The 24,365-nt window shown below is 66.2% G+C and carries 20 protein-coding genes; 13 read left to right on the forward strand and 7 right to left on the reverse strand.

Annotated elements, in window-relative coordinates; translation table 11 throughout:
• Nucleotide 1: 1 nt before the first annotated feature.
• From NX778_RS07590 to NX778_RS07600, 3 genes are read right to left on the reverse strand one after another with little or no spacing between them, the layout of a single operon-like run.
• Nucleotides 2-1,102: an ABC transporter substrate-binding protein gene (locus NX778_RS07590; protein ID WP_258811118.1), complete on the reverse strand. Its 1,101-nt coding sequence runs from the start codon at nt 1,100-1,102 to the stop codon at nt 2-4.
• A gap of 30 nt (nt 1,103-1,132) precedes the next feature.
• Nucleotides 1,133-2,086, reverse strand: coding sequence for a tripartite tricarboxylate transporter substrate binding protein (locus NX778_RS07595; RefSeq protein WP_258811119.1), 954 nt, complete (start codon nt 2,084-2,086; stop codon nt 1,133-1,135).
• 37 nt (nt 2,087-2,123) lie between these two features.
• The gene (locus NX778_RS07600) at nt 2,124-3,185 is read right to left on the reverse strand and encodes a porin (RefSeq protein ID WP_258811120.1); all 1,062 of its coding nucleotides are present in this window, start codon (nt 3,183-3,185) and stop codon (nt 2,124-2,126) included.
• 146 nt (nt 3,186-3,331) lie between these two features.
• Between NX778_RS07600 and NX778_RS07605 the strand changes: the two genes are divergently transcribed.
• From NX778_RS07605 to NX778_RS07615, 3 genes are all read left to right on the forward strand, one after another.
• Complete coding sequence (locus NX778_RS07605) at nt 3,332-4,030, forward strand: response regulator (RefSeq protein ID WP_258811121.1); 699 nt, start codon at nt 3,332-3,334, stop codon at nt 4,028-4,030.
• Complete coding sequence (locus tag NX778_RS07610) at nt 4,027-5,463, forward strand: sensor histidine kinase (RefSeq protein ID WP_258811122.1); 1,437 nt, start codon at nt 4,027-4,029, stop codon at nt 5,461-5,463. Before NX778_RS07605 ends, NX778_RS07610 begins: the two co-directional genes overlap by 4 nt.
• Before the next feature lie 184 nt (nt 5,464-5,647).
• Nucleotides 5,648-5,833, forward strand: a complete 186-nt coding sequence (locus tag NX778_RS07615; protein WP_258811123.1) for a hypothetical protein — start codon at nt 5,648-5,650, stop codon at nt 5,831-5,833.
• A 116-nt stretch (nt 5,834-5,949) separates the two neighbouring features.
• On the opposite strand, the gene NX778_RS07620 is transcribed toward NX778_RS07615, so the two are convergent.
• Both NX778_RS07620 and NX778_RS07625 read right to left on the reverse strand, forming a co-directional pair.
• Nucleotides 5,950-7,272, reverse strand: coding sequence for a homoserine dehydrogenase (locus NX778_RS07620; protein WP_258811748.1), 1,323 nt, complete (start codon nt 7,270-7,272; stop codon nt 5,950-5,952).
• 19 nt (nt 7,273-7,291) lie between these two features.
• Nucleotides 7,292-8,524, reverse strand: a complete 1,233-nt coding sequence (locus NX778_RS07625; protein ID WP_258811124.1) for a pyridoxal phosphate-dependent aminotransferase — start codon at nt 8,522-8,524, stop codon at nt 7,292-7,294.
• 178 nt (nt 8,525-8,702) lie between these two features.
• Here NX778_RS07625 and NX778_RS07630 point away from each other — a divergent pair, with 178 nt between their 5' ends.
• From NX778_RS07630 to NX778_RS07675, 10 genes are all read left to right on the forward strand, one after another.
• Entirely contained in the window at nt 8,703-9,089 is a 387-nt protein-coding gene (locus NX778_RS07630; protein WP_258811125.1) for an Mth938-like domain-containing protein, read from the forward strand.
• The gene (locus tag NX778_RS07635) at nt 9,086-10,759 is read left to right on the forward strand and encodes a glycosyltransferase family 39 protein (RefSeq protein WP_258811126.1); all 1,674 of its coding nucleotides are present in this window, start codon (nt 9,086-9,088) and stop codon (nt 10,757-10,759) included. The genes NX778_RS07630 and NX778_RS07635 overlap by 4 nt, the downstream gene beginning before the upstream one ends.
• A gap of 6 nt (nt 10,760-10,765) precedes the next feature.
• Entirely contained in the window at nt 10,766-11,140 is a 375-nt protein-coding gene (locus tag NX778_RS07640) for an EamA family transporter (protein WP_258811127.1), read from the forward strand.
• Between the two features lie 97 nt (nt 11,141-11,237).
• Nucleotides 11,238-12,377: a DegT/DnrJ/EryC1/StrS family aminotransferase gene (locus NX778_RS07645; protein WP_258811128.1), complete on the forward strand. Its 1,140-nt coding sequence runs from the start codon at nt 11,238-11,240 to the stop codon at nt 12,375-12,377.
• 11 nt (nt 12,378-12,388) lie between these two features.
• Nucleotides 12,389-13,390, forward strand: a complete 1,002-nt coding sequence (locus NX778_RS07650) for a glycosyltransferase (protein WP_258811749.1) — start codon at nt 12,389-12,391, stop codon at nt 13,388-13,390.
• Nucleotides 13,391-13,524: 134 nt separating this feature from the next.
• On the forward strand, nt 13,525-14,442 hold the full coding sequence (locus NX778_RS07655; protein ID WP_258811129.1) for a formyltransferase: 918 nt from the start codon (nt 13,525-13,527) through the stop codon (nt 14,440-14,442).
• Between the two features lie 11 nt (nt 14,443-14,453).
• Nucleotides 14,454-15,506, forward strand: coding sequence for a bifunctional UDP-4-keto-pentose/UDP-xylose synthase (locus tag NX778_RS07660; protein ID WP_258811130.1), 1,053 nt, complete (start codon nt 14,454-14,456; stop codon nt 15,504-15,506).
• Nucleotide 15,507: 1 nt separating this feature from the next.
• A complete protein-coding gene (locus NX778_RS07665) occupies nt 15,508-16,449 on the forward strand; it encodes a polysaccharide deacetylase family protein (protein WP_258811131.1) in 942 nt (313 codons plus the stop codon).
• A gap of 44 nt (nt 16,450-16,493) precedes the next feature.
• Complete coding sequence (locus tag NX778_RS07670; RefSeq protein WP_370661319.1) at nt 16,494-16,976, forward strand: peroxiredoxin; 483 nt, start codon at nt 16,494-16,496, stop codon at nt 16,974-16,976.
• A 218-nt stretch (nt 16,977-17,194) separates the two neighbouring features.
• Nucleotides 17,195-18,976 carry a PhoH family protein gene (locus NX778_RS07675; protein WP_258811132.1) on the forward strand — a complete coding sequence of 594 codons (1,782 nt, stop codon included), beginning with the start codon at nt 17,195-17,197 and terminating at the stop codon, nt 18,974-18,976.
• A gap of 147 nt (nt 18,977-19,123) precedes the next feature.
• Here NX778_RS07675 and NX778_RS07680 read toward each other — a convergent pair whose 3' ends face one another.
• Nucleotides 19,124-19,951, reverse strand: a complete 828-nt coding sequence (locus tag NX778_RS07680) for a FecR family protein (RefSeq protein ID WP_258811133.1) — start codon at nt 19,949-19,951, stop codon at nt 19,124-19,126.
• Nucleotides 19,917-24,359: a two-partner secretion domain-containing protein gene (locus NX778_RS07685; protein WP_258811134.1), complete on the reverse strand. Its 4,443-nt coding sequence runs from the start codon at nt 24,357-24,359 to the stop codon at nt 19,917-19,919. The genes NX778_RS07680 and NX778_RS07685 overlap by 35 nt, the downstream gene beginning before the upstream one ends.
• Nucleotides 24,360-24,365 lie beyond the last annotated feature (6 nt).

A 24,365-nucleotide genomic window follows, 5' to 3' on the forward strand; every position in this document is an offset into this window, starting at 1 on the left:
ATTACTTCTTGCCTGCCGTTTCCTTCCACTGCTTCAGGAAGGCCATGCGGTTGGCCGGCGCCAGGTACTGCAGCAGGCTCTCGTTGACCGGCAGCGGCTTGACGTTCTTCTCGCCGATCTCGTGGATCAGCTCAGCCGAGGTGGTCTCGCCCTTGACGTCCGCGCGGATCGCGTACAGCTTCGAGTCGTTGGCGATGATGGTCTGGCCGCGCGCCGACAGCATGTAGTCCAGCCACAGCTTGGCCGCGTTCGGGTTGCGCGCGTTCTTGTTGATGAACTGGACGCGCGACAGGATCAGCGTGTAATCCTTCGGCATCACCACGCCGACCGACGGATCGGTCTTGGCGCGCACCAGCGCGTAGGAGCCGAGCACGTTATAGCCGATCAGGTTCTCGCCCGACGAAATCCGCTCCAGCATGGTGCCGGTGGACGACTGCACGCGCACCTTGGCCACGCCGAACGCGTTCTCCAGCGCCGCGAACTGCGGGAAGTCATGGGCATCCTGGGCCATGAACATGAAGCCGACGCCCGACTTCTCGATGTCGTAGGTGGTGACCTTGTCGCGGAATTTTTCGGTGGTGATCAGCTTGGCGAAATCGGCGTGCGTCTTCGGCACTTCGGCGCCGGTGACCAGGCGCTTGTTGTACACGATCGCGGCCGGCTCGAAGGTGGTGCCGTAGGCCATATCCTTCCACATCGCCCAGCCCGGGATCTTCGGCGCTTCGACCGATTTGTAGGCCATCGCGTAGCCGTCGGCGGCCAGCTTCATCTGCAGGTCCATCGCGGACGACCACAGCACGTCGGCGGTGGCGCCGCCGGCGGCGGACTCGGAGATGAAGCGGTTGTACACCTCGGTCGAGTTCATGTCGTTGTACTCGACCGTGATGCCCGGGTACAGCGCGTTGAAGTCCTTGATCAGCGGCTGCGCGGCCTTGCTGTCGGTCGCGCCGTAGATCACCAGCTTGCCTTCCTTCTTGGCCGCGTCGACCATTTTCTGGTAGGTTGCCGGATAGCCGGCCGGCACCTGGGCCAGCGCGCCTGCGGCGGCGCCGGCGAATGCCACTGCCAGCGCGATGCGGGCGATTGCAAAATTCTTGTTCATGTCGTCTCCTTGGTTTTTTGGGGATACCGGTCAGCGCAGCAGGTTGAACTGCTTGGCCTGCCGGTTGTAATCGTTGATTGCCTTTTTTACGTATTGCGTCAGCGCGTCGCCGGTCACCGAGAACGGGTACAGCCCGGACTCGGCGCGCAGCTGCGCGAACTGCGGCGTGCCTTCCATCTGCTCGAATGCCTTCACCCAGCGGCGGTAGTCGGCGTCGGACACGCCCGGCCCCATCCACACGCCGCGGATCAGCGGCCACACCACGTCCACGCCCTGCTCGCGCGCGGTCGGGATATTCGCCAGCACGCCCGGCAGCCGGTGTTCGGCCAGCACCGCCAGCACCCGCACCTTGCCCGGGCCGGCGTACAGCGTGGCCTCCGAGGTGTCGCCCGAGATCACCTCGACGTAGCCGGCGGAGAGCGCGGTGAACTCCTCGCCACCGCCTTCCAGCGCGACGAAACGCAGCTGCTTGGGATCGACGCCCGCGTGCTGCGCCACCATCGCCACCTTCAGCCAGTCCTGGCTGCCGACCGTGCCGGACACCCCGATCAGCACCTGGTGCGGATCGGTGCGCAACGCCTGCATCAGGTCGGCCAGCGTGTGGAACGGCGAATCGGCGCGCACCGCGATCATGCCGTAGTCCGCGCCCAGCGCCGCCACCCAGCGCACGTCCTCGGCGCGCGCCTTGCCGAACTTGCCCTGCGCGAGGTTGAGCAGCGAGCCGCCCGAGAACGCGACCAGGGTGTCCGGCTCGGCGCGGCGCTGCCCGACCATCGTGTGCCAGGCCACCGCGCCGATCCCGCCCGGCATGTAGGTCAGCTTCATGTGCCCGCCGTGCCTGGCCTCCAGGCCCTTGCGGGCCAGCTTGCAGGTCAGGTCCATCGCGCCGCCCGGTTTCGACGGGACGACACATTCCGGCTCGCCGCCATGCGCGAGCGCGCAGGCGGCCAGCAGGGCCAGGGGGATATGTTTACGCAGCTTCATACCGGCCATGATAGACGGATCGGGCTGGACCGCGTGCTCAGAAGCGGTGCTGGATGCCGGTGGTGATGCCGGTCTGCGACGTGCCGAAGCCGGCGTCGTCGCGCGACAGGCCGACCAGCTGGCCGTTCTTGCCGCTCACGTGTGCCGCCGCCAGGTACAGGTCGGTGCGCTTGGACAGCGCGTACATCCCGCGCAGCACGTACATGGTCGGATCGGCATCCTTCCCGGCCGCGACGTTCTTCACGTTGACGTGGTAGACCGCGCCGGTCATGGTCCACGGGCCGATGTAGCGGCTCACGCCACCCCAGTAGGTATCGGCGCGCACGTCGGCGGTCGCGGCCTTGCCCGACACCAGCTTGTAGTCCCGCATGCCGAGGCTGAAGCGCCAGTCCGCGTTCTTGTAGTCGGCGGCCAGGTGGTAGGCGGTGGTCTCGTCGCGGTTGCCGGTGGCGACCACGGTGTTGCCGTTGATGCTCTCGTACGAGGCCATGATGCCCAGGCCATTCGACTCGTAGGCGCCGGCGACCGCGTATTTACGGCTGTCGGCCGCGCTGCCCTGCTGTTCGCCCAGGCCGACGGTCGCGCCATAGCTGAACGAGCCGGTCTTGCCCGAGTATTTGATCAGGTTGTCGAAGGCGGTGGTCATACCGTATTTCGACGGGCCGGTGGCCGAAGCCGAGGTGGCCCACGAGTAGTTCGGCGCGAAGCCCATCGGGTCGTACTTGATGACGTAGTCGTACACCGTGGTGAAGGAGCGTCCCAGCACCACGCGGCCGAACGAGCCATCGAGGCCGACGTAGGCCTGGCGCTTGAACAGCGCGCCGTCCTGCGCGCCGGTGTCGAGGAACACGCCGCCTTCGAGCCCGAACACCGCTTTCAGGCCGCCGCCCAGGTCTTCCTGGCCCTTGAAGCCCCAGCGCGAGGTGTTTTTGCCGCCCGAGATCACGCGCGTCATGCTGTTGCCCTTGGCGTCGGCATTGGTCAGGTACTCGACCCCGGCATCCATCAGGCCGTAGACCTGGACATTGGTTTGGGCGTGAGCGTAGCCGGTGGCGGAAAGTGCTGCCAAAACGGCAAGCGCAAGCGACTTGTGCTTCATAGTGTCTCCTGGTGTTGTGGTTATGGTTGTGTTGCTGCGTTATGAACTATATGGGCCGCTTCCTTTCAATCGGCTTTCAGCGGGTGGGCGGATGTGCAGCGGCAGGGGGCTGTGCGTACGGCCCGATTTCGTCTTACACTGCCGGGATGCGTATCCTGTTAGTCGAAGACCACCTCGAGCTGTCGCACTGGCTGGCCAAGGCCCTCCGTGACGCCAACCTCACCGTCGAATGTGCCCATACCGGCGCCGATGCCGATGCCCTGCTCCACACCCAGGACTACGGCCTGGTCATCCTCGACCTCACCCTGCCCCGCATGGACGGGCTGGACGTGCTGCGCCGCCTGCGCGCCCGCGGCGGCGCGCGTGGCCGCACGCCGGTGCTCATCCTCACCGCGCGCGGCGGGCTGGAAGAACGGGTGCAGGGACTGAACCTGGGCGCCGACGACTACCTGTCGAAGCCGTTCGAGCTGGCCGAGCTGGAAGCGCGCGTGAAAGCCCTGCTGCGGCGCAGCCAGGGCAGCGAGGCGCAGCCGGTGCAGCGCTGCGGCAAGCTCAGTTTCGATACCGTCTCGCGCATGTTCGAATACTGTGGCGAGCCGCTCGCTCTGACCCCGCGCGAACACGCGGTGCTGGAAGCGCTGATCTCGCGCCCGGGCCGCGCGCTGTCCAAGGAAAAGCTGTTCGACGAGGTGTTCGCGCTGGACGATGACGCCAACCTCGACGCCATCGAGCTGTACATCCACCGCGTGCGCAAGAAGCTCGACAAGCGTCCCGACGGCGGCGCCGCCATCGCCACGCTGCGCGGCATCGGCTACCTGCTGCAGGCGCGCGACGAGCCGAAATGACAGCCCCCGCCGTCCGCTGGTTCGCGCGCCCGGCGCAGGCCGCCCCGCTGGGCAGCCTGCGCAACCAGCTGCTGCGCTGGCTGCTTGGACCGCTGATCGTGCTGGTCGCGCTGAACACCTTCTCGCTCTACCACGACGCGGTGGAGGCGGCCGACATGGCCTATGACCGCTCGCTGCTGGCGTCCACCCGCGCGCTGGCCGAACGGGTCTCGGTCCACGACGGCAAAGTGGTGGCCGACGTGCCCTACGTCGCCCTCGACAGCTTCGAGACCGACACCCTCGGCCGCATCTATTACCGGGTCGGCGGCCTGCACGGCGAGACCGTGTCAGGCTACGACGACCTGCCGGCGGTGCCGCCCAACGTGCCGCGCTCGGAACTGTATCCGGCGCTGGTGCGCTTCTACCACGCCACCTACAACGGCGAGGAGCTGCGCATCGCGGCCCTGCTGCAGCCCGTGTACGACGATTCGATGCGCGGCATCGCCCTGATCCAGGTCGGCGAGACGCTGGACGCGCGGCGCGCGCTGTCACGGCGGATTTTGGTGAGCACGCTGGCGCGCCAGGCGATCCTGGTGCTGGCGGTGGCCACGCTGGTGTGGGTCGCCGTGCGGCTGGTGCTGCGCCCGCTGATGCGGCTGAAGGACGAATTCGGCACGCGCCCGCTGTCCGACCTGTCGAACGTCGACCAGGCGCTGGTGCACAAGGAAGTGCGGCCGCTGGTCGCCACGCTGAACGGCACCATGGCGCGCATGCAGAACCTGGTGGCCAGCCAGCGCCGCTTCATCGCCGACGCCTCGCATCAGCTGCGCACGCCGCTCACGGTGCTCAAGACCCAGGCCGAGCTGGCCCTGCGCGCCAACGATCCCGACGCGATGCGCGCCATCGTGCAGTCGATCGCCGGCACCACCGACTCCGCGGTCAATCTCGCCAACCGCCTGCTGACGCTGGCCCGCATCGAGCATGGCGGCCAGGGCGACATGGCGCCGGTCGACCTGCCGGCGGTGGCGCGCCAGGTCGGGCTCGAACTGGCGCTGCCGGCGGTGCAGAAGGATATCGATCTCGCGCTCGATGCGCCGGAGCCGCTGTCGGTGACCGGCCAGGCGATGATGCTGCACGAACTGGTCAGCAACCTGGTCGACAATGCGATCCGCTACACGCCGGCCGGCGGCAGCGTGCTGCTGGCGGTGCGCGCGGTGGCGGATGGGGTGCTGCTGGAAGTGACCGACTCCGGCCCCGGCATTCCGGCGGCCGAGCGCGACAAGGTGTTCACGCCCTTCTACCGCTCCGGCGCGACGATGGAGGCCAATCCCAACGGCACCGGCCTCGGGCTGGCGATCGTGCGCGACATCGCCACTTTGCACGGGGCGCACATCACGCTGGCGGAAGGCGATGGCGGACCCGGGCTGAAGGTGGGCGTGCTGTTTGCGACGTAGCTTCGGCCGATACCCTGCGCCGCACCTGCCGGTACGGGAATTCCCGGTCCTGCGCCAAAGGCGAGCTGGCGCAAAATGAACCAGGAACATTGCTCAATAGTCCGCCCGAAAAACCGCCTTGAGCCGCCTCAACCGAGGCCGCGAACAAGCTGATGGTGCAGTGCAGCGCGTATAGAATGCGCGCATGAATTCGCCCAACCTGCCCCCACTTCTCTACGGTACGGCGCCTGATGCGCTGTTCGACCAACAAGAGCGCGACTTGCTCGCGCACATTACTGCCGAACTGGACGAGGATGTGCTCGTGCCACAGCAGGTAGTGGATGAGTTTGCGACGGAATTTTTGCGGGAGTTGGCGAGACCCCCGAAGTAAGTGGGCTGCAAGCAAAATGGGGTTCCCGCCTGCGCGGGAACCCCATTTCTTCAACCGGAACCACAAGCCGGGAAATGATACAAAAACCGGGCCGAAGCCCGATTTTTTGAATCACATCAGCTCAAGCTCTCCAGCCTGATGCGCACCACCTTGCCCTCCACCGCAGGCATCTGCTCGAACTTGGCAATCGCCGCGTCGACCAACTTCTCGCTGGTCTGGTGGGTGATGATGATGATGTCGGTGCGCGTCTGCAGCTCGCCCGGCTCCTTCTGCAGCACGGCGTCGATCGAGATGCCGGCATCGGCCAGGATACGGGTCAGGTCCGCCATCACGCCCAGCTGGTCCTTCACGTACACCCGCAGATAGTAGCTCGAGCGGATCTCCGACATCGGCAGCACCGGCACGTCGTTCATCTCGTCCGGCTGGAACGCCAGGTGCGGCACGCGGCAGTACGGATCCACCGTGGCCAGGCGCGTCACGTCCACCAGGTCCGCGATCACCGCCGACGCCGTCGGCTCCGAGCCCGCGCCCTTGCCGTAGTAAAGCGTCGAGCCCACGGCATCGGCCTGCACCAGCACCGCGTTCATCGCGCCCTCGACGTTGGCGATCAGGCGCCCCGCCGGGATCAGGGTCGGGTGCACGCGCAGCTCGATCCCTTCGACGCCGTCCACCACCGAGCGCCGCGTGATGCCCAGCAGCTTGATGCGGTAGCCCAGCTGCTCGGCGTAGCGGATGTCCTGCGCCTGCAGGGTGCTGATGCCTTCCACGTAGGCTTTATCGAACTGCACCGGGATGCCGAACGCGATCGACGACATGATCGCCAGCTTGTGCGCCGCGTCCACGCCCTCGATGTCGAAAGTCGGGTCGGCCTCGGCATAGCCCAGCGCCTGCGCCTCCTTCAGCACGGTGGCGAAGTCCAGGCCCTTGTCGCGCATCTCGGACAGGATGAAGTTGGTGGTGCCGTTGATGATGCCGGCCACCGACTCGATGCGGTTGGCGGTCAGGCCCTCGCGCAGCGCCTTGATGATCGGGACGCCGCCCGCCACCGCCGCCTCGAACGCCACCATCACGCCCTTTTCGTGGGCGGCGGCGAAGATCTCGTTGCCGTGCTGCGCCAGCAGCGCCTTGTTGGCCGTGACCACGTGCTTGCCGTTGGCGATCGCGCGCAGCACCAGCTCGCGCGGCAGCTCGTAGCCGCCAATCAGCTCGACCACGATGTCGATCTCGGGGTTGTTCACCACGGCGAACGGATCGTTCACCACTTCCACGTTCGGGCCGACGATGCCGCGCGCGCGTTCCAGGTTGCGTGCCGCGACCATCGCGATTTCGATGCCGCGGCCAGCGCGGCGGCGGATGTCTTCCTGGTTGCGCTGCAGGACGTTGAAGGTGCCCGCGCCAACGGTGCCCGCGCCAAGCAGGCCTACTTTGATCGGTTTAATCATTTTCTCTATTCTTCACTCAGGCGCGCGTTCCGTGGCGGCGCCGGTAGCCATCGAGGAAGCGCGCGATGCGGCCGCAGGCGTCCACCAGGTCGTCCGAGTTCGGCAGGAACACGAGACGGAAGTGGTCCGGTGCGATCCAGTTGAAACCGGTTCCTTGCACCAGCAGCACCTTCTCCTCGGCCAGCATCTCGCAGATGAACTGCTGGTCGTCGGCGATCGGGTACACCTTCGGGTCGAGCCGCGGGAACATGTACAACGCGGCCTTGGGTTTGACGCAGCTAACACCCGGGATCTCGGTCAGCATCTGGTGCGCGAGGTCGCGCTGGCGGGTCAGGCGGCCGTTTGGCGCCACCAGATCCGCGATGCTTTGATAGCCGCCCAGGGCAGTCTGGATCGCAAACTGGCCGGGTACGTTGGCGCAAAGGCGCATCGAGGCCAGCATGTTCAGGCCCTCGATATAGTCTTTCGCGTGCTTCTTCTCCCCAGATACTACCATCCAGCCGGCCCGATAGCCGCAGGAGCGGTAATTTTTCGACAGGCCGTTCAGCGTCACGAACATCACGTCGTCCGCCAGCGAGGCCATCGAGACGTGGGTTTCGCCGTCGTACAGGGTCTTGTCGTAGATCTCGTCGGCGTACACGATCAGCTGGTGCTGGCGTGCCAGTTCGATAATCTCCAGCAGGATCTCGCGCGGGTACAGCGCGCCGGTCGGGTTGTTCGGGTTGATGACCACGATCGCGCGGGTGTTGGGCGTGATCTTCTTGCGCATGTCGGCGATGTCGGGCAGCCAGCCGGCCTGCTCGTCGCACACATAGTGCACCGGCGCGCCGCCGGCCAGGCTGACCGCCGCGGTCCACAGCGGGTAGTCCGGCGCCGGCACCAGCACCTCGTCGCCGCTGTTCAGCAAGCCCTGCATCGCCATCACGATCAGCTCCGAGGCGCCGTTGCCGAGGTAGATGTCGTCGATGGTCACGTTGGAGATGTTCTTCTCCTGCGTGTAGTGCATCACCGCCTTGCGCGGCGCGAACAGGCCCTTCGAGTCGGTGTAGCCGGCCGCGCCGCTCATATTGCGGATCATGTCGCGCACGATTTCGTCCGGCGGATCGAAGCCGAACACGGCCAGGTTGCCGATATTGAGCTTGATGATCTTGTTGCCATCCTCCTCCATCTTGCGCGCCAGGTCCATGGCCGGGCCACGGATTTCATAGCAGACGTCGTCGAGCTTGGAGGATTTGAGGATGGGGCGCACGGTCGGGTTCCTGTTTCGGTGGGGGATATGCTGCAATGCGAGAAAACCCATTCTGCCTAAACAGTCCAGTTTAAGCAACAGCCAAGCGCCCCAAACCCGGACCGGGTCTCCGTGCCCGACAGTGCGGACTCGGCCCATTTGTGGCATCCTAACGGCCTTCACACTAAGGCAAACCCGAATGAAGCTGCACTCACAGGACAACCCGTCGCTCCAGACGGTGACCGGCTACGACCAGGCAGGCGTCGAGATCAACGCCAAACGCTACGAATACAGCGTGCTGGTGCTGCCGGAGACCGCGCCGCGCCCATGGCCGGTGGCGCGCTTCGAAGACCTGACGGAAGAACACTTTGCCGCCATCGAGCACGACCAGCCGGACGTCGTCATCCTCGGCACCGGCGAGCGCCAGCGCTTCGTGCACCCGAAACTGATCAAGGCCCTGTCCGCGCGCCGCGTCGGCGTCGAGAGCATGGACAGCCACGCCGCCTGCCGCACCTACAACATCCTGATGGGCGAAGGCCGCAAGGTTACGCTGGCCCTGATCATTGAAGGCGCGAAGGCCGCATGAACGACCTGCACCGGAATAAAAAACTCCTCTGGGCCCTGCTGGCCGCTTTCATTCTTGTCATGCTGTGGGCGCTCGACGCCCGCACCCTGGTCCCGCCCGACGAGGGCCGCTACGCCGAAATGGCGCGCGAGATGTTCGCCAGCGGCGACTGGATCACCACCCGCCTGAACGGCATCAAGTACTTCGAGAAGCCGCCGCTGCAAACCTGGATGAACGCCCTCACCTTCGCCGTATTCGGCCTGGGCGACTGGCAGGCGCGCCTGTGGACTGGCCTGAACGGCATCCTCGGCGTGGTGCTGGCCTGGTACACCGGCCGCAAGCTGTTCGGCGAGCGCGTCGGCTTCTACGCCGGCCTGGTGCTGGGTTCCTGCTTCTACTGGGCGGCCTGCTCGCAGATCGATTCGCTCGACATGGGCGTCTCGGGCATGATGACCATCGCGCTGTGCTCCCTGCTGCTGGCGCAGCGCAACGACGCCACGCCGCCGGAGCGCCGCAACTGGATGCTTGTCTGCTGGGCCGGGATGGCGCTGGCGATGCTGGCCAAGGGCCTGATCGGCATCATGCTGCCCGGCGCGGTGCTGGTGCTGTACACCTTCATCGCACGCGACTGGAAGATCTGGACCCGCCTGCACATCGGCAAAGGCCTGCTGCTGTTCTTCCTGATCGCCGCGCCCTGGCATGTGCTGGTCGGCCTGCGCAACCCGGAGCAGCCGCACTTCTACTTCATCCACGAGCACTTCGAGCGCTTCTTCCTGAAGGAGCACCACCGCGAAGCGGCCTGGTACACCTTCTTCGTGCTGCTGGCCGCCGGCTCGGTGCCCTGGCTGGGCGTGCTGGCGCAAAGCCTGGTGCTGGGCGCGAAGCGCGACAGCGGCACCGACCTGGCGCCGGGCCCGTTCCGCCCGCGCCTGATGCTGCTGATCTGGCTGGTCTTCATCGTCCTGTTCTTCACCAAGTCGAACTCCAAGCTGCCCGGCTACATCCTGCCGGTGTTCCCGGCGGCCGCGCTGCTGATCGCGAATTACCTCGACGTCGGCAGCCGCCGCGGGCGCATGGCCACCAGCGGCCTGACCGCGCTGCTGGGCGTGGCCCTGCTGGCCACGGTGCCCTTCATGACGCGCTTCGCCAAGCACGCCGGCGAGGACGTGCTGTTCGGCGCCTACCAGCCCTGGGTGCTGGCGGCCGGCTTCGTCGCCACCCTGGGCGGCGTGCTAGGCATGGTCTACGCGCGCCAGATGAAGCGCGACCTGATGGTGCTGGTGCTGGCCGTGGCCAGCTTCGCCTCGACCGAGCTGCTGATGGCCGGCTTCGAGCCGATCGCCAGGGCCAGGGCCGGCGTCAACCTGATGCCGCAGATCGCCGCGGAACTCAAGCACGACGCGACGATCTATTCGGTCGGGATCTACGAACAGTCGCTGACCTTCTACCTGCGCCGCCCGGTGGTGCTGGTCGACTACTGGGACGAATTCACCTTCGGCCTGCAGCAGGAGCCGCAGCTGTCGATTCCGACAATCCCGCAATGGGTGGCCACATGGCGCGCCGACGCCGCCGCCGGCAAGCATGACCTGGCCATTATCCGCGACGACATCGTGGCCGACCTGAAGAAGCAGGGCGTTCCGCTGCGCGTGGTCGCCGCCGACTCGCGCCGCATGGTGATCGCAAACTATTAATACGATATGAATCTTTCCACTTTCGCTTTCATCATCACCGGCGTGCTGCTCAACGCGATGGCGCAGCTGCTGCTCAAGGCCGGCACCAACGCCCTCGGCGGCGCGATCCACCTCACGGCCGAGAACTGGTTCCAGACCGGTATCAAGGTCGCGACCCAGCTGCCCATCCTGGGCGGCCTGGCTTGCTACGCGATCTCGCTGGTGGTGTGGATCATCGGGCTGTCGCGCACCGACGTGACCATCGCCTACCCGATGTTGTCGTTGGGCTACGTCGTCAGTGCCTTCGGCGCCTGGATGTTCCTCGGCGAGGCGGTCTCGCCCCAGCGCCTGCTGGCGATCGCCGTCATCATGCTGGGCGTCGCCCTGCTGGCGCGGACCTGAATGGCAAGCCTGATAAAATGCGCGGTTAGCGTTGTGAAATTACAAAATTCCGACCAGAAAGCTTAAACACCGCGACCGACCAAACGAAAGAGAACCAATGACTGCCGAGCTGCCTTTCCTGCCCTTCTCGCGTCCCACGATTGACGAAGAAACCATCGCCGCGGTCGGCGAAGTCCTGCGTTCCGGCTGGATCACCACCGGCCCGAAGAACCAGGCCTTCGAGGCGCAGCTGTCCGAATACTTTGGCGGCCGCCCGGTCCGCACTTTCAACTCCGGCACCTGCACCATGGAGATCGCGCTGCGCATCGCCGGCATCGGCCCGGGCGACGAAGTGATCACCACGCCGATCTCCTGGGTCGCCACCGCCAACGTGATCATCGAATGCGGCGCCACCCCGGTGTTCGCCGACATCGACGAGCGCACCCGCAACATCGACCTCGACAAGCTGGAAGCCGCGATCACCCCGCGCACGAAAGCCATCATTCCGGTCTACCTGTCCGGCCTGCCGGTCGACATGGACCGCCTGTACGCCATCGCCGCCAAGTACAAGCTGCGCGTGGTCGAGGACGCGGCCCAGGCCATCGGCTCGCAGTGGAAGGGCAAGCGCATCGGCTCCTTCGGCGACTTCGTCTCGTTCAGCTTCCAGGCCAACAAGAACATCACCACCGCGGAAGGCGGCTGCCTGGTGCTCAACAACCTGGAAGAAGCTCGCCTGGCCGAAAAATACCGCCTGCAGGGCGTAACCCGCAGCGGCATGGACGGCATCGACGTCGACGTCCTCGGCGGCAAATACAATATGAGCGACATGATGGCCGCGATCGGCCTCGGCCAGATGAAGCGCCTGGCCGAGTTCACCGCCCACCGCGCCAAGGTCGCCGAGCACTACTTCAAGTGCTTCGGTCCCGATTTCGAAGCGCGCACCGGCGCCCAGCTGCCGATCCAGGCCTTCGGCACTTCGAACTGGCACCTGTTCCAGATCATCCTGCCGGACCGCGGCCCGGGCACGCGCGCCGAGTTCATGACCCGCATGCAGAAGGAATTCAACATCGGCACCGGCTACCACTACGCGCCGATCCACCTGTTCACCATGTACCGCGAACGCGGCTTCAAGGACGGGCAATTCCCGGTCGCCGAAAAGATCGGCCGCCTGACCGTGACCCTGCCGATGTTTAACACCATGACCAGCGCCGACGTCGAGCGCGTGGTCGCCGCCGTCAACGGAATCCTGGCCAAATGAACGTGCTTGCGATGAAACCGGAGCTGTCCGTCGTCATCCCGGTCTACAACGAAGAGAAGGGACTGGAAAAGCTGTTCGAACGGCTCTACCCGGCGCTCGACAAGATGGGCATCGAGTACGAGGTCGTGTTCATCAACGACGGCAGCCGTGACAACTCGGTCTCGATCCTGGCCGAACAGTACCGCAAGCGTCCGGACGTGACGCGCGTGATCCTCTTCAACGGCAACTACGGCCAGCACATGGCGATCCTGGCCGGCTTCGAGCAGACCCGCGGCGACATCGTCGTCACGCTCGACGCCGACCTGCAGAACCCGCCGGAAGAGATCCACAAGCTGGTCGAGAAGATGCGCGAGGGGCACGACTACGTCGGCTCGATCCGCCGCAAGCGCCAGGACAGCGCCTGGCGCACCGTCGCCTCGAAGGCGATGAACCACCTGCGCGAGCGCATCACCAACATCCACATCACGGACCAGGGCAATATGCTGCGCGCCTACGGCCGCAACGTGATCGAGCTGGTCAACCAGTGCGGCGAGGTGAACACCTTCGTGCCGGCGCTGGCCTACAAGTTCGCGCGCAAGCCGACCGAGATCACCGTCGAGCACGAGGAGCGCGCGGCGGGCGAATCGAAGTATTCGCTGTACAGCCTGATCCGCCTGAACTTCGACCTCGTCACCGGCTTTTCGCTGGTGCCGCTGCAGGTGTTCTCGCTGCTCGGCATGGCGCTGTCGTTCTGCTCGGCGCTGCTGGTCATGATCCTGCTGGTGCGCCGGTTCATCCTCGGCGCGGAAGCGGAAGGCGTGTTCACGCTGTTCGCGATCGCCTTCTTCTTCATGGGCGTGATCCTGTTCGGGATTGGCCTGGTCGGCGAGTACGTGGGGCGGATCTTCCAGCAGGTGCGTGCACGGCCGCGCTACGTGGTGCAGACCATCCTGCAAGGCCAGCCAAGGCGCGACGGGCTCGATCTCGACGAAGGCGAGCACGTGACGCTCGAAAAGCGCCAGGTGGGCCGATAGCACCACTAGCTTTTGAACGTCGTCCCCGCGCAGGCGGGGACCCATGCTGAGCGTCCTGTCACGCGGTCTATGGGGTGAACAGGGCCGGGGGCCCTGTTCACCCTGCGCGGGGACGACGGTTTTAAGGGTAACTAATGAACGATAAAAAACGCGCAGTCGTCTTCGCCTACCACAACGTCGGCGTGCGCTGCCTGAAGGTGCTGCTGGCCGGCGGCGTGGACGTCGCGCTGGTGGTCACGCACCAGGACAGCGCCACCGAGAACATCTGGTTCGAATCGGTGATCTCGGTCTGCGAAGCCGAGGGCATCCCCTACATCACGCCGGACAGCGCAAAAGGCGAGGGCCTGCTCGCGCAAGTGAAAGCCGCCCAGCCCGACCTGATCTTCAGCTTCTACTACCGCCACATGCTGCCGGCCGAGCTGCTCGAGATCGCGCCCGCCTATAACATGCACGGCTCGCTGTTGCCCAAATTCCGCGGCCGCGCTCCGGTCAACTGGGCGGTCCTGCACGGCGCCACCGAAATCGGCGCCACCCTGCACGAGATGACGGTCAAGCCGGACGCCGGCGCCATCATCGCCCAGACCGCGGTGCCGATCCTGCCCGACGACACCGCCCACGACGTTTTCGGCAAGGTCGAAGTGGCCGCCGAAATCACCTTGTGGCGCGTGTTGCCGGACCTGCTGGCCGGCGCCGCCCCGCGCACCATCAACGACCTGGCCAGCGGCAGCTACTTCAGCGGCCGCAAGCCGGAAGACGGCCGCATCGACTGGAGCAAGCCTGCCAGCGAGGTCTACAACCTGCACCGCGCCGTCGCCCCGCCCTACCCCGGCGCCTTCACCGATATCGGCGGCCACCGCTACATTATCGAAAGAGCAAGATTGGCGCGCCGCCCGCTGCCAAGTTTGCCACCGGGCTTGGCGGTGGTGGATAATGCTGTCTTTGGCGTTTGCGGCGACGGCCGCGCGCTGGCCATCACCAGCCTGCTGGCAGATGGCGCCCCGATCACCCCGAGCGAGCTGTCATCCCGGCTGGCCAAGGCCACGAATTCGTAAAGAGATCACACATGAAAAAAGTCCTCATCCTCGGCGTCAACGGCTTCATCGGCCACCACCTGTCCAAGCGCATCCTCGAGACCACCGACTGGCACGTGTACGGCATGGACATGCAGGCCGACCGCATCGAAGACCTGCTGGCCAACCCGGCCTACCAGTCGCGCATGCACTACTTCGAGGGCGACATCACGATCAACAAGGAATGGGTCGAGTACCACGTCAAGAAGTGCGACGTGATCCTGCCGCTGGTGGCGATCGCCACGCCGTCGACCTACGTCAAGCAGCCGCTGCGCGTGTTCGAACTGGACTTCGAAGCCAACCTGCCGATCGTCCGCTCGGCCGCCAAGTACGGCAAGCACCTGGTGTTCCCGTCGACCTCGGAAGTGTATGGCATGTGCCACGACGAGGAATTCGACCCGGAGAACTCGGAACTGATCTGCGGCCCGATCAACAAGCCGCGCTGGATCTACTCCTGCGCCAAGCAGCTGATGGACCGCGTGATCTGGGGCTACGGCATGGAAGGCCTGAACTTCACCCTGTTCCGTCCGTTTAACTGGATCGGCGCCGGCCTCGACTCGATCCACACGCCGAAGGAAGGCTCCTCGCGCGTGGTCACCCAGTTCTTCGGCCACATCGTGCGCGGCGAGCAGATCTCGCTGGTCGACGGCGGCCACCAGAAGCGCGCCTTCACCTACATCGACGACGGCATCGACGCGCTGATGAAGATCATCGAGAACAAGAACGGCGCGGCCACCGGCAAGATCTACAACATCGGCAACCCGACCAACAACTACTCGATCCGCGACCTGGCCGGCATGATGATCGACCTGGCCAAGGAGTACCCGGAGTACGCCGAAGGCGCGAACAAGGTCACCATCACCGAGACCACCTCGGGCGCCTACTACGGCCAGGGCTACCAGGACGTGCAGAACCGCGTGCCGAAGATCACCAACACCTGCGAAGAGCTGGGCTGGGCGCCGAAGACCACCATGGCCGATGCCCTGCGCGGCATCTTCGATGCGTACCGTGGCCAGGTCGCCGAAGCCAAAGCCCTGATGGACTAAGTTGGCGCCGCTCCTCGTCCTCAAGATCGACGTCGACACCTATCGCGGAACGAAGGAAGGCGTCTCCAATCTCGTGCGCATGCTCACGGCGCACGGGGCCCAGGCCACCTTCCTGTTCTCGCTCGGGCCCGACCACACCGGCTGGGCCCTGCGCCGGGCGCTGCGTCCCGGCTTCTTCAAGAAAGTCTCGCGCACTTCGGTGGTCGAGCACTACGGCTTCAAGACCCTCATGTACGGCACGCTGCTGCCGGGACCGGACATCGGCGTGCAGGCGGCAAGCGAGATGCGCGCCGCGCGCGACGCCGGCTTCGAATGCGGCATCCACACCTGGGACCACGTGCTGTGGCAGGACAATGTGCGCGGCCGCGACGACGCCTGGACCGTGCGCATGATGAGGAAGGCTTCGGCGCGCTACGCCCAGGTCTTCGGCGAAAAGCCGCACACCCACGGCGCCGCCGGCTGGCAGATGAACCTGCACGCCTTCGCCGAACACGAGGCCATGGGCTACGCCTACGCCTCCGACGGCCGCGCGCTGCTGAACGAGGATGGCTCGCTGGCGCAGGCCGGCGCCGGCCCCTACCGCTTCCCGGGCAGCCGCTGCGTCCAGATGCCGACCACCCTGCCGACGCTGGACGAGCTGCTCGGCCGCGAGATCAATGGCACGACCATCAGCACCCAGAACATCGCCGCCCACCTGCTCCGATTGACCGAAGGTGCGAGCCGCGATCACGTGTACACTTTGCACGCAGAGCTTGAAGGCCAAAAACTCGCCCCCATATTCGAACAGCTGTTGACAGGATGGAAAGCCCAAGGCTACCAGCTGGCGTCGATGGCGCAGTACTACGACAAGATCAAGAACGCCTCGCTGCCGGAGCATCCGGTGCGCTGGGGCGAAGTACCGGGCCGCTCAGGCGAACTGATCGTCCTGGATACGTCCAACTAGGCGCGGCCCGCGAGGCGCGCCTCGACAAGCTAGAGGAGTGTTCCGTGGCCGCACAAAGCCCAACCGCAACTGCCACCGCCGACATCGCCAATTTCAGCGCGCCGATGACCGGCGGCCAGACTTTCGAATTGCTCGGCCGTCCGGCCAGGTACACCGTCCTCTATTTCTACCCGAAGGACAACACGCCCGGCTGCACGACCGAGGCGATGTCTTTCCGCGACAACTATGATGCCTTCCGCGCCCTCGGCGTCGAGATCTACGGCATCAGCCGCGATTCGCTGCGCTCGCACGAAGGTTTCAAGAGCAAGCTGGGCCTGCCCTTCGCGCTGATTTCCGACCCGGACGAAACCGTGTGCAATCTCTTCGGCGTCATGAAGATGAAGAATATGTATGGTAAGCAAGTCCGCGGCATCGAACGGAGCACGTTTGTATTTGACGCTAGTGGCCGATTGGTGAAAGAATGGCGTGGCGTGAAAGTCAATGATCACGTCAGCGAAGTGCTGGAATTTTTGCAGGGCCAGCCCTGACACGGACGGCCCGTTTGGTTGCTTAACCTGTTGGTGCGTATCCGTCATTTTGAGTCGACACCTGCGTTTCACTGCATCTTTCCAATCTGGCAGCTTGCCGGTCCGGACATCGTCCGGCGCCGGCGCCGCCCCAACTTTTTTCCCAAGTAGCATCAAAACCGGCCAGCGGCGCCGTCGCTTTGCGTCGCCTTCAAAGACATTTTTAGATTGAGAAACTGATGCCACTGCCCAAAATGCCCAGCAAGCCAGCGACCCTGCTGGCAGTCAAGGATTATCCCAAGGCCGAGCCCGGCAAACCGAGGCTGACGGTCGCGTCCGCCAAGGCCGACAATGATGTGGAGGACCTGATCAGCGGCGAAGCGGTGCCCGCGCCCAAGGCGGGCGCGCGCAAGAAGGCCGCCCTGCTAGCCAGCCCGCCGGCTCAAGCGCCCGTTGCGCCGCCACCGGCGCCAGTCGCCAAGTCCACCCGCCCGGGCAAGGACGGCGTCGTCGCCAAGCTCAAGGACAACGACAACGGCCAGCCGCATCCGGCCAAGCACAAGCCGGTCGAGATCAACATCAAGTCCAGCGCCAGCCAGAAGGCCGACAAGGCCGGCGCGACCAAGGTCTTCGTGCTCGACACCAATGTGCTGATGCACGACCCGACCAGCCTGTTCCGCTTCGAGGAGCACGACGTCTACCTGCCGATGATGACGCTGGAGGAACTGGACAACCACAAGAAGGGCATGTCCGAGGTCGCCCGCAATGCGCGCCAGGTGTCGCGCACGCTGGACGCGCTGATCGCCAACGTCGGCGACCATGAAATCGAGTCGGGTATCCCGCTGGCCAAGCTGGGCAACAAGGACGCCAAGGGTCGGCTCTACTTCCAGACCAAGCTGAACGCCGCGGCGCTGCCGGAGGGCCTGCCCTCGGGCAAGGCCGACAACCAGATCCTGGGGGTGGTGCGCGCGCTCGAAGCGGACCAGCCGGGCCGCGCCATCGTGCTGGTGTCCAAGGACATCAACATGCGCATCAAGGCCCGTGCGCTGGGCCTTCCGGCGGAAGACTACTTCAACGACCATGTGCTCGAAGACACCGACCTGCTGTACTCGGGCATCGTGCAGCTGCCGGACGACTTCTGGGACAAGCACGGCAAGAACATGCAGTCGTGGCAGGAGAACCGCAACGGCACCTCGGCCACCTACTACCGCGTGACCGGGCCGCTGATCCCCTCGCTGCTGGTGAACCAGTTCGTGTACTTCGAGCCGCGCAACGGCGAGGCCCCGTTCTATGGCCAGATCAAGGAAATCAACGGCAAGACCGCCGTGTTCCAGACCCTGCGCGACTACAGCCACGCCAAGAACAGCGTGTGGGGCATCACGGCGCGCAACCGCGAGCAGAACTTCGCGCTGAACCTGCTGATGAACCCCGAGGTCGACTTCGTCACCCTGCTCGGCCAGGCCGGCACCGGCAAGACCCTGCTGGCGCTGGCGGCGGGCCTGGCGCAGGTACTGGAGACCAAGCTGTACAACGAGATCATCGTCACCCGCGTCACCGTGCCGGTGGGCGAGGACATCGGCTTCCTGCCGGGCACCGAGGAAGAGAAGATGTCGCCGTGGATGGGCGCATTCGACGACAACCTCGAAGTGCTGATGAAGTCCGACAGCGAGGCCGGCGACTGGGGCCGCGCCGCGACCCAGGACCTGATCCGCTCGCGGATCAAGATCAAGTCGCTCAACTTCATGCGCGGCCGCACCTTCGTCAACAAGTTCCTGATCATCGACGAGGCGCAGAACCTGACGCCGAAGCAGATGAAGACCCTGGTCACGCGCGCCGGTCCGGGCACCAAGATCCTCTGCCTGGGCAATATCGCGCAGATCGACACGCCCTACCTGACCGAAGGTTCGAGCGGCCTGACCTACGTGGTCGACCGCTTCAAGGGCTGGGACCACAGCGGCCACGTGACCCTGGCGCGCGGCGAACGCAGCCGCCTGGCGGATCACGCGAGCGACGTGCTGTAAGCATCGGCCGTTCAAACAAAAAGACCTGTGCGCCGCAAGGCCACAGGTCTTTTTTTTGTTGTGCGAACCACCACCGTTCGCAACACAAGAGAACGTCGTTCCAGCGTGCGCGGGAACGACGTTCAGGTATGAATCGGCGCGCGCCGATCAACGCACAATGCAATCCGTCGCCTGTCCCTGCCCCGGCCCGTTGCTCGCGGTCGGCCCGCCACTGCCCGTGTTGAACGACGGCGGCGGCACGAACTGGATATTCGGATTGGACGGCACGATCACCGGCGGCTGGTTCACGCTCGGCACATAACCGAACTGTCCGGCCTGGAAGCCCAGCGAGCCCCCCGAGTTGGTGACGATGATCGCGCCATCGGTCACCTGCAGGTGCAAGCCCGGCGCCAGCGGCGGCGGCGAGGAGAGAGGCGGCGTCGGCAAGGCTGCGCCTACGCTGCCCGGCTTGGGCGTCGAAGCATCGGCGCCAGGATTGTTGAACAAGCCCGTGGACGCACTCGCCGGCGGCGGCGGCACATACTGCGCGATGAAGGTCGTGCCGCGGATACCGATCGTCGCGTTCGGCGTCTTGAGCGCGAACTTCTCCTTGTTGCGCTTGCCCAGCAGGCCGGTCACCGAGCGCACCCCGCCCGCGACCAGCTCCAGGTGCTCGGCGTCGTCATCCGGCTTGCCCTCGTCGTAGGCGTAGTGCTCGATCTTGAAGGTCGTCCCCGGCCGCAGCGTGATCTGGCCGTTGTCGACGAACTTGATCTGCGCGTAGGTGTTCTTCTCGGCCACCAGCGTGTCGCCGTTCTCGACTTCCGACTTCACGGCCAGCACCTTCACCGCGCCGTTGGCCTTCTTCGCCACCAGCGGACCTGACAGGTGCGTCACCGTGCCCACCGCCTGGGCCCAGGCCAGGCTCGCAAAGCCCAGCAGCGCGGCGAACAGGAGCGCCTTAATTGCAGTACATTTTGGTCGCTGGCTTCTCATTCTTCGCTCCGTTGTTCTCGCTGGTCGCCGGGCCGGTCTGCTTATCGGACTTCTTGTCGGCCGCCGCGTTGTCGCTGCTGCTGGTCCCGCCGCCACCGCCGCTGCTGCTCGATGACGTCACTTGCGAGACGCTGGAGTTCACCAGCGTCACCGTGGTCTGCGTCGCCTGCGTCACCGGGGTGGTCTTGCTGTCGGCGCCGCCGGACGGCGCCGGGTTGAAGACCTGGCAGGTCGGGTCGCTCGGGTGCGTGCTGCAGAAGTCGGGCTTGGGCAGCACCGCCGAGCAGCCTTCCAGGTTCGGGTTGGCCGCGCATTGCTCGAGCTTCGGCAGCACCACCGCGCAGCCCTGCAGGGTCGGGCTGGCCGTGCACTGCGCCAGCGTCGGCAGCACCACCTGGCAGCCGCTCACCGACTTGTCGGCGACGCACTGCGACAGGGTCGGCAGGATGCCCACGCAGCGCGCGTCGTTCGGGCTGCCCAGGCAGAAGTTGAAGGTCTTGCCGATCACGGCCGAGCAGCCCTCCAGCGACGGCGTGGCCTTGCACACGGCCAGCGCCGGCAGGATCGAATCGCAGCTCGGAGACGACGGATTCGCCACGCAGGCCAGGAACTGCTCGCGCGCCAGCACCGGCGCGCAGCCGAACACGCTGGCGTCGGCGTGGCACACCGCCAGCGCCGGCAGCACCGATCCGCAAGTTGCGCCGCTCGGGTTGGCGATGCAGGCGGCGATGGCGTCATGGCGCTGGGTCACCGGAGCGCAGCCGAAGGTCGACGGATTCGCCTGGCACACTTCGTACTTCGGCAGGATGGTGTCGAAGCAGGTCGCGCTCGGGTTGGCGACGCAGGCCGCCACCCGGTCGTGCTGGGCGATCGCCGGGCCGCAACCGTACACGCCGGACTGCGCCTGGCATTGATCGTAGGTCGGCAGGATCGTGCCGCAGCCGGCCGCCGACGGGTTGGCCAGGCAGGCGTCGACCTTGGCGCGCTGCGCCAGCACGGTGTCGCACCCAAGCTGGGTGCCGTTGGCCTTGCAGCTGTCGACGGTCGGCAGCACCGCGCCGCAATTCGGGCCCTGCGGGTTCGCCACGCAAGCCAGCAAGGCGTTGTGCGCGATCACGGCGGAGCAGCCGAGCGCGGTCGGCGTCGCCGTGCACACGGCCAGGGACGGCATCACCTGGTCGCAGTGGCCGGCGTTCCAGTCGGCCGAGCAGGCGGTCTTCGCCGCGTCCAGCACGCTGCCGCAGCCAGTCGTCGACGGCGATGCGATGCACTGGTCGAGCGTCGGCGCCGGCGGTGGCGGCGTCGGGGTGGTGTTCGGGAGGTGCACCTTGCCCGGCGCGCCGGTCACGGTGCCGTTCGCGATCGCGGTCGATCCGGCCGTGACGTTGATGTCGCCGGAACTTGAAGTCACGCTGGCGCCGCTCAGCACGGACAGCTTGCCGCCGCTGGACAGGGCCAGGTTGCCGCTGCCGCTGGTCACGCTGCCGGAGACGGTCATGTCGCCGGCCGCGGCCAGGCCGATATTGCCGCTGGTGCTGGATACGCTGCCGTTGACGGTCATGCGGCCGCCGGCGGCCAGGTCGATGGCGCCGGCGCCGGTGCGCACGCCGTTCAGCGCGTATGCCGAGACATTCGGCGCGCTGGTCGCCAGCACGGGCGCCGCCGCCACCGTCAGGTCGCCGGTGGTGTGCACGGTGAGCGCGCCGGTGTTCGCGCCAGAAGTGCCGTCGGTCTGCTGCGCGGCGTACAAGGTGGCGTCGCCGGTGTTGCTGACGTTGACCGGCTTGGCGCCGGACTGCTGGTTGAACAGCATCAGCGAGCTGGCCACGGTGTTCACCGGCGCGCTGGCCGACCCGATGCCGTCGGTCGACTGCAGCTGGACCATATTGGCGCTGACGGTGCCGCTGCCGCTGATGCCCTTGGCCACCAGGGTCACCTGGTCGCTGGCGGCGCCGACGTTGCCACCCAGCGCCAGCGGGCCGGTGGTGATCACGCGCAGGCCGCCTTGCGAGGCGCTCAGGCCGGACGAGCCGATCGCCAGCGGACCCGCCGCGTTGATGTCGATGTAGCCGGCGCTGCCCGTCACATTGCCGATGGTGTTGGCGCCGTTGAAGTGCAGCGCGCCGCCGGCGTTGAACGCCAGTTGGCCCACATTCAGGCCGCCCACGATGCTTTGCACGATGTCGCCGCCACTCTTCAGGTTCAGCACACCGCTCGGCATGGTGAACAGGCTGTCGATCGACACGCCGGGAGCGCCGGCGTCGATGACCAGTTTGCCGAACGGGTGGCTGGTGAGGTCGATCGGGCCCTCGATCTGGGTCCCGCCCACCTGACCCGGCTGGCCGCCGATGGTCAGTGTGCTTGCGTTCACGCGCTTGAGCATGGTCTCGTCCAACGCGAACGTGCCTTCGCCCAGCTTGCCCAGCACAATCGGCGTGGTCGCGCTGTGCGGCGCCAGCACCACGCTGGTCGCGGCCACCGGTGCGCTGATACGCAGGCCGTCGCCCTTGAGCTGCAGCAGCTGGCCCGCGTTGATCGCCGCGTTCACGTCGAGCAGGGTGCCGGGCGCGCCGTGCAGGGTGGCGACCACGCTGCCGGATGAAGAAGTGACCGGCGCGTTGAATGCGATCGAACCGGCGCTGTCAAGCACGACGCTGGCGGCCTGGCTCACGCCGCCGTTGACCGAAATGCCGCCGGTGTTGGCGCTGCTGCCAAGGTTGATCTCGAAGGCCGAGAAGCGCGACAGCGCGCCGCTGTCCAGCCACAGCACGCCGGTGTTGGGGTTGCCGCCGACCGCGATCGGGCGGCTGTCGCTGGCCGGATTGAAGGTGATGACCGGAAGCGCTCCCCCTGCCGAGCCGATATTCCCGTTGAGGCTCATGGAATCCGCGATCAGGTCGACGTAGCGGTTGCTCTTCAGGCTGGCGCCGCTGGCCAGGTTCAAGCTGTTGTTGGCTAACAGGGTCAGGCTGCCGCCGCTGCTGGACACGTCCGCGTTGACGTTGATGTCGTGGCCCGCGCTGGCGGTCACGTTGCCGCTCGCGTTGAGGGCATCGGTGACGGTGATGTCGTGCTGAGCCTGAAGCAGGATGTCGGCGCCGCCCGCGGTCAGCGTGGCCGGCGCGATCTTCGTCACGCCGGTGCCGAGGCCGGCGTTGGGCGAGGAGACGTCGCCCACCTTGGCCGTGCCGCTGGCGCTGACTTCGATGTCGTAGGGATCGAGCAGCCAGCTGCCGCCCTTGCCCGCGTCGACACGGATACCGTCGATGGCCAGGCTATGGCCGGAGGTCTCGACCTTGCCGCCCTTGCCGCCGCCGGCGCCGTGCGCCGAGATGCTGCCGTAGGCCGCGGTCGAGTCGTTCGACCACAGCACCACCTTGCCGCCTTCGCCGCTCACCAAAGCATCGGCCTTGATGCTGGCTGCGCCGGACATGGTGGTGGTGCGGGCATTGGCCAGCGCCGCATTCGCGCCCTGCCAGTCGCCGCCCACCAGCACGGCGCCGCCGCCCTGCGCACCGCTCGCGTCCACTGCGGCGTCGCCGTTCAGGGCCACGCTCTCGCCTAGCACGTGCACGGTGCCGCCCTTGCCGGCGCCAGTGGCGCTGGTGACGCTGCCCGCTTCCAGCTGCGCGGCGCGGCTGGCCTTGAACAAGATCTTGCCGTTCTCGCCCACGACCGCGCTGTCGGCGTTGATGATTCCCCGCTGGCTCACCAGCGCGCCGTAGATACCGATGCGGCCGCCCTGCGCCACCACCGAACCGAGGTTGATGGACTGGTCGGCGGGCGCGGACACCACCACGTTCAGGTCCGGGTCGCGCGCGTCGACCAGCTGCACGCTGTGGCCTGCGGCCAGCACCACCTCGCCCTGCGGCGACCTGATGATGCCGCTGTTGCCGACCTTCGGCGCAATCAGGTAGACCTGGCCGCCGTTCGGCGTCGTGATCGCGCCCTCGTTGCGGACCTCGCCCGCCACCGCGCCGGCCTGGAAGTTCTTTTTCCCGGCCAGGAAGTCGGCATTGGACAGGTTCAGGCTCGACGCCACCAGCCCGTTGACGTCGACCCGCGCGTCACGGCCGAACACGATGCCGTTCGGGTTGATCAGGAAGACCTTGCCGTTCGACTGCAGCGCGCCGAGGATGCGGCTCGGGTCCTGGCCGACGATGCGGTTCAGGACCGCGCTGTCCGCGCTTTGCTGGATGAAGCGCGTGACCTCGCCGGCGCCAATCGAGAAGCTCTGCCAGTTGATGATGGTGCCGGGCGTGTTCGTGATCGAGAACACATTGCCCTGCTGGTTGAAGGTGGCCTGTCCGGCCACCACTTGCTGGCCGGTCGGCGCCGCCACCGCCGCGCCGACACTGGCGGCGAGCAGCAGCGGGAGCAGCCTGCGCTTGAAGATTGTCGTCGTCATCTCTCG

The organism is Massilia terrae, assembly GCF_024753145.1.
GTDB classification, from domain to species: domain Bacteria; phylum Pseudomonadota; class Gammaproteobacteria; order Burkholderiales; family Burkholderiaceae_D; genus Telluria; species Telluria terrae.

What these genes read in the sequence shown, in the direction of transcription:
- NX778_RS07590 (WP_258811118.1), bottom strand. Translation starts at nt 1,102, where the DNA reads ATGAACAAGAATTTTGCAATCGCCCGCATCGCGCTGGCAGTGGCATTC.
- NX778_RS07595 (WP_258811119.1), bottom strand. Translation starts at nt 2,086, where the DNA reads ATGAAGCTGCGTAAACATATCCCCCTGGCCCTGCTGGCCGCCTGCGCG.
- NX778_RS07600 (WP_258811120.1), bottom strand. Translation starts at nt 3,185, where the DNA reads ATGAAGCACAAGTCGCTTGCGCTTGCCGTTTTGGCAGCACTTTCCGCC.
- NX778_RS07605 (WP_258811121.1), top strand. Translation starts at nt 3,332, where the DNA reads ATGCGTATCCTGTTAGTCGAAGACCACCTCGAGCTGTCGCACTGGCTG.
- NX778_RS07610 (WP_258811122.1), top strand. Translation starts at nt 4,027, where the DNA reads ATGACAGCCCCCGCCGTCCGCTGGTTCGCGCGCCCGGCGCAGGCCGCC.
- NX778_RS07615 (WP_258811123.1), top strand. Translation starts at nt 5,648, where the DNA reads ATGAATTCGCCCAACCTGCCCCCACTTCTCTACGGTACGGCGCCTGAT.
- NX778_RS07630 (WP_258811125.1), top strand. Translation starts at nt 8,703, where the DNA reads ATGAAGCTGCACTCACAGGACAACCCGTCGCTCCAGACGGTGACCGGC.
- NX778_RS07635 (WP_258811126.1), top strand. Translation starts at nt 9,086, where the DNA reads ATGAACGACCTGCACCGGAATAAAAAACTCCTCTGGGCCCTGCTGGCC.
- NX778_RS07640 (WP_258811127.1), top strand. Translation starts at nt 10,766, where the DNA reads ATGAATCTTTCCACTTTCGCTTTCATCATCACCGGCGTGCTGCTCAAC.
- NX778_RS07645 (WP_258811128.1), top strand. Translation starts at nt 11,238, where the DNA reads ATGACTGCCGAGCTGCCTTTCCTGCCCTTCTCGCGTCCCACGATTGAC.
- NX778_RS07650 (WP_258811749.1), top strand. Translation starts at nt 12,389, where the DNA reads ATGAAACCGGAGCTGTCCGTCGTCATCCCGGTCTACAACGAAGAGAAG.
- NX778_RS07655 (WP_258811129.1), top strand. Translation starts at nt 13,525, where the DNA reads ATGAACGATAAAAAACGCGCAGTCGTCTTCGCCTACCACAACGTCGGC.
- NX778_RS07660 (WP_258811130.1), top strand. Translation starts at nt 14,454, where the DNA reads ATGAAAAAAGTCCTCATCCTCGGCGTCAACGGCTTCATCGGCCACCAC.
- NX778_RS07675 (WP_258811132.1), top strand. Translation starts at nt 17,195, where the DNA reads ATGCCACTGCCCAAAATGCCCAGCAAGCCAGCGACCCTGCTGGCAGTC.
- NX778_RS07680 (WP_258811133.1), bottom strand. Translation starts at nt 19,951, where the DNA reads ATGAGAAGCCAGCGACCAAAATGTACTGCAATTAAGGCGCTCCTGTTC.
- NX778_RS07685 (WP_258811134.1), bottom strand. Translation starts at nt 24,359, where the DNA reads ATGACGACGACAATCTTCAAGCGCAGGCTGCTCCCGCTGCTGCTCGCC.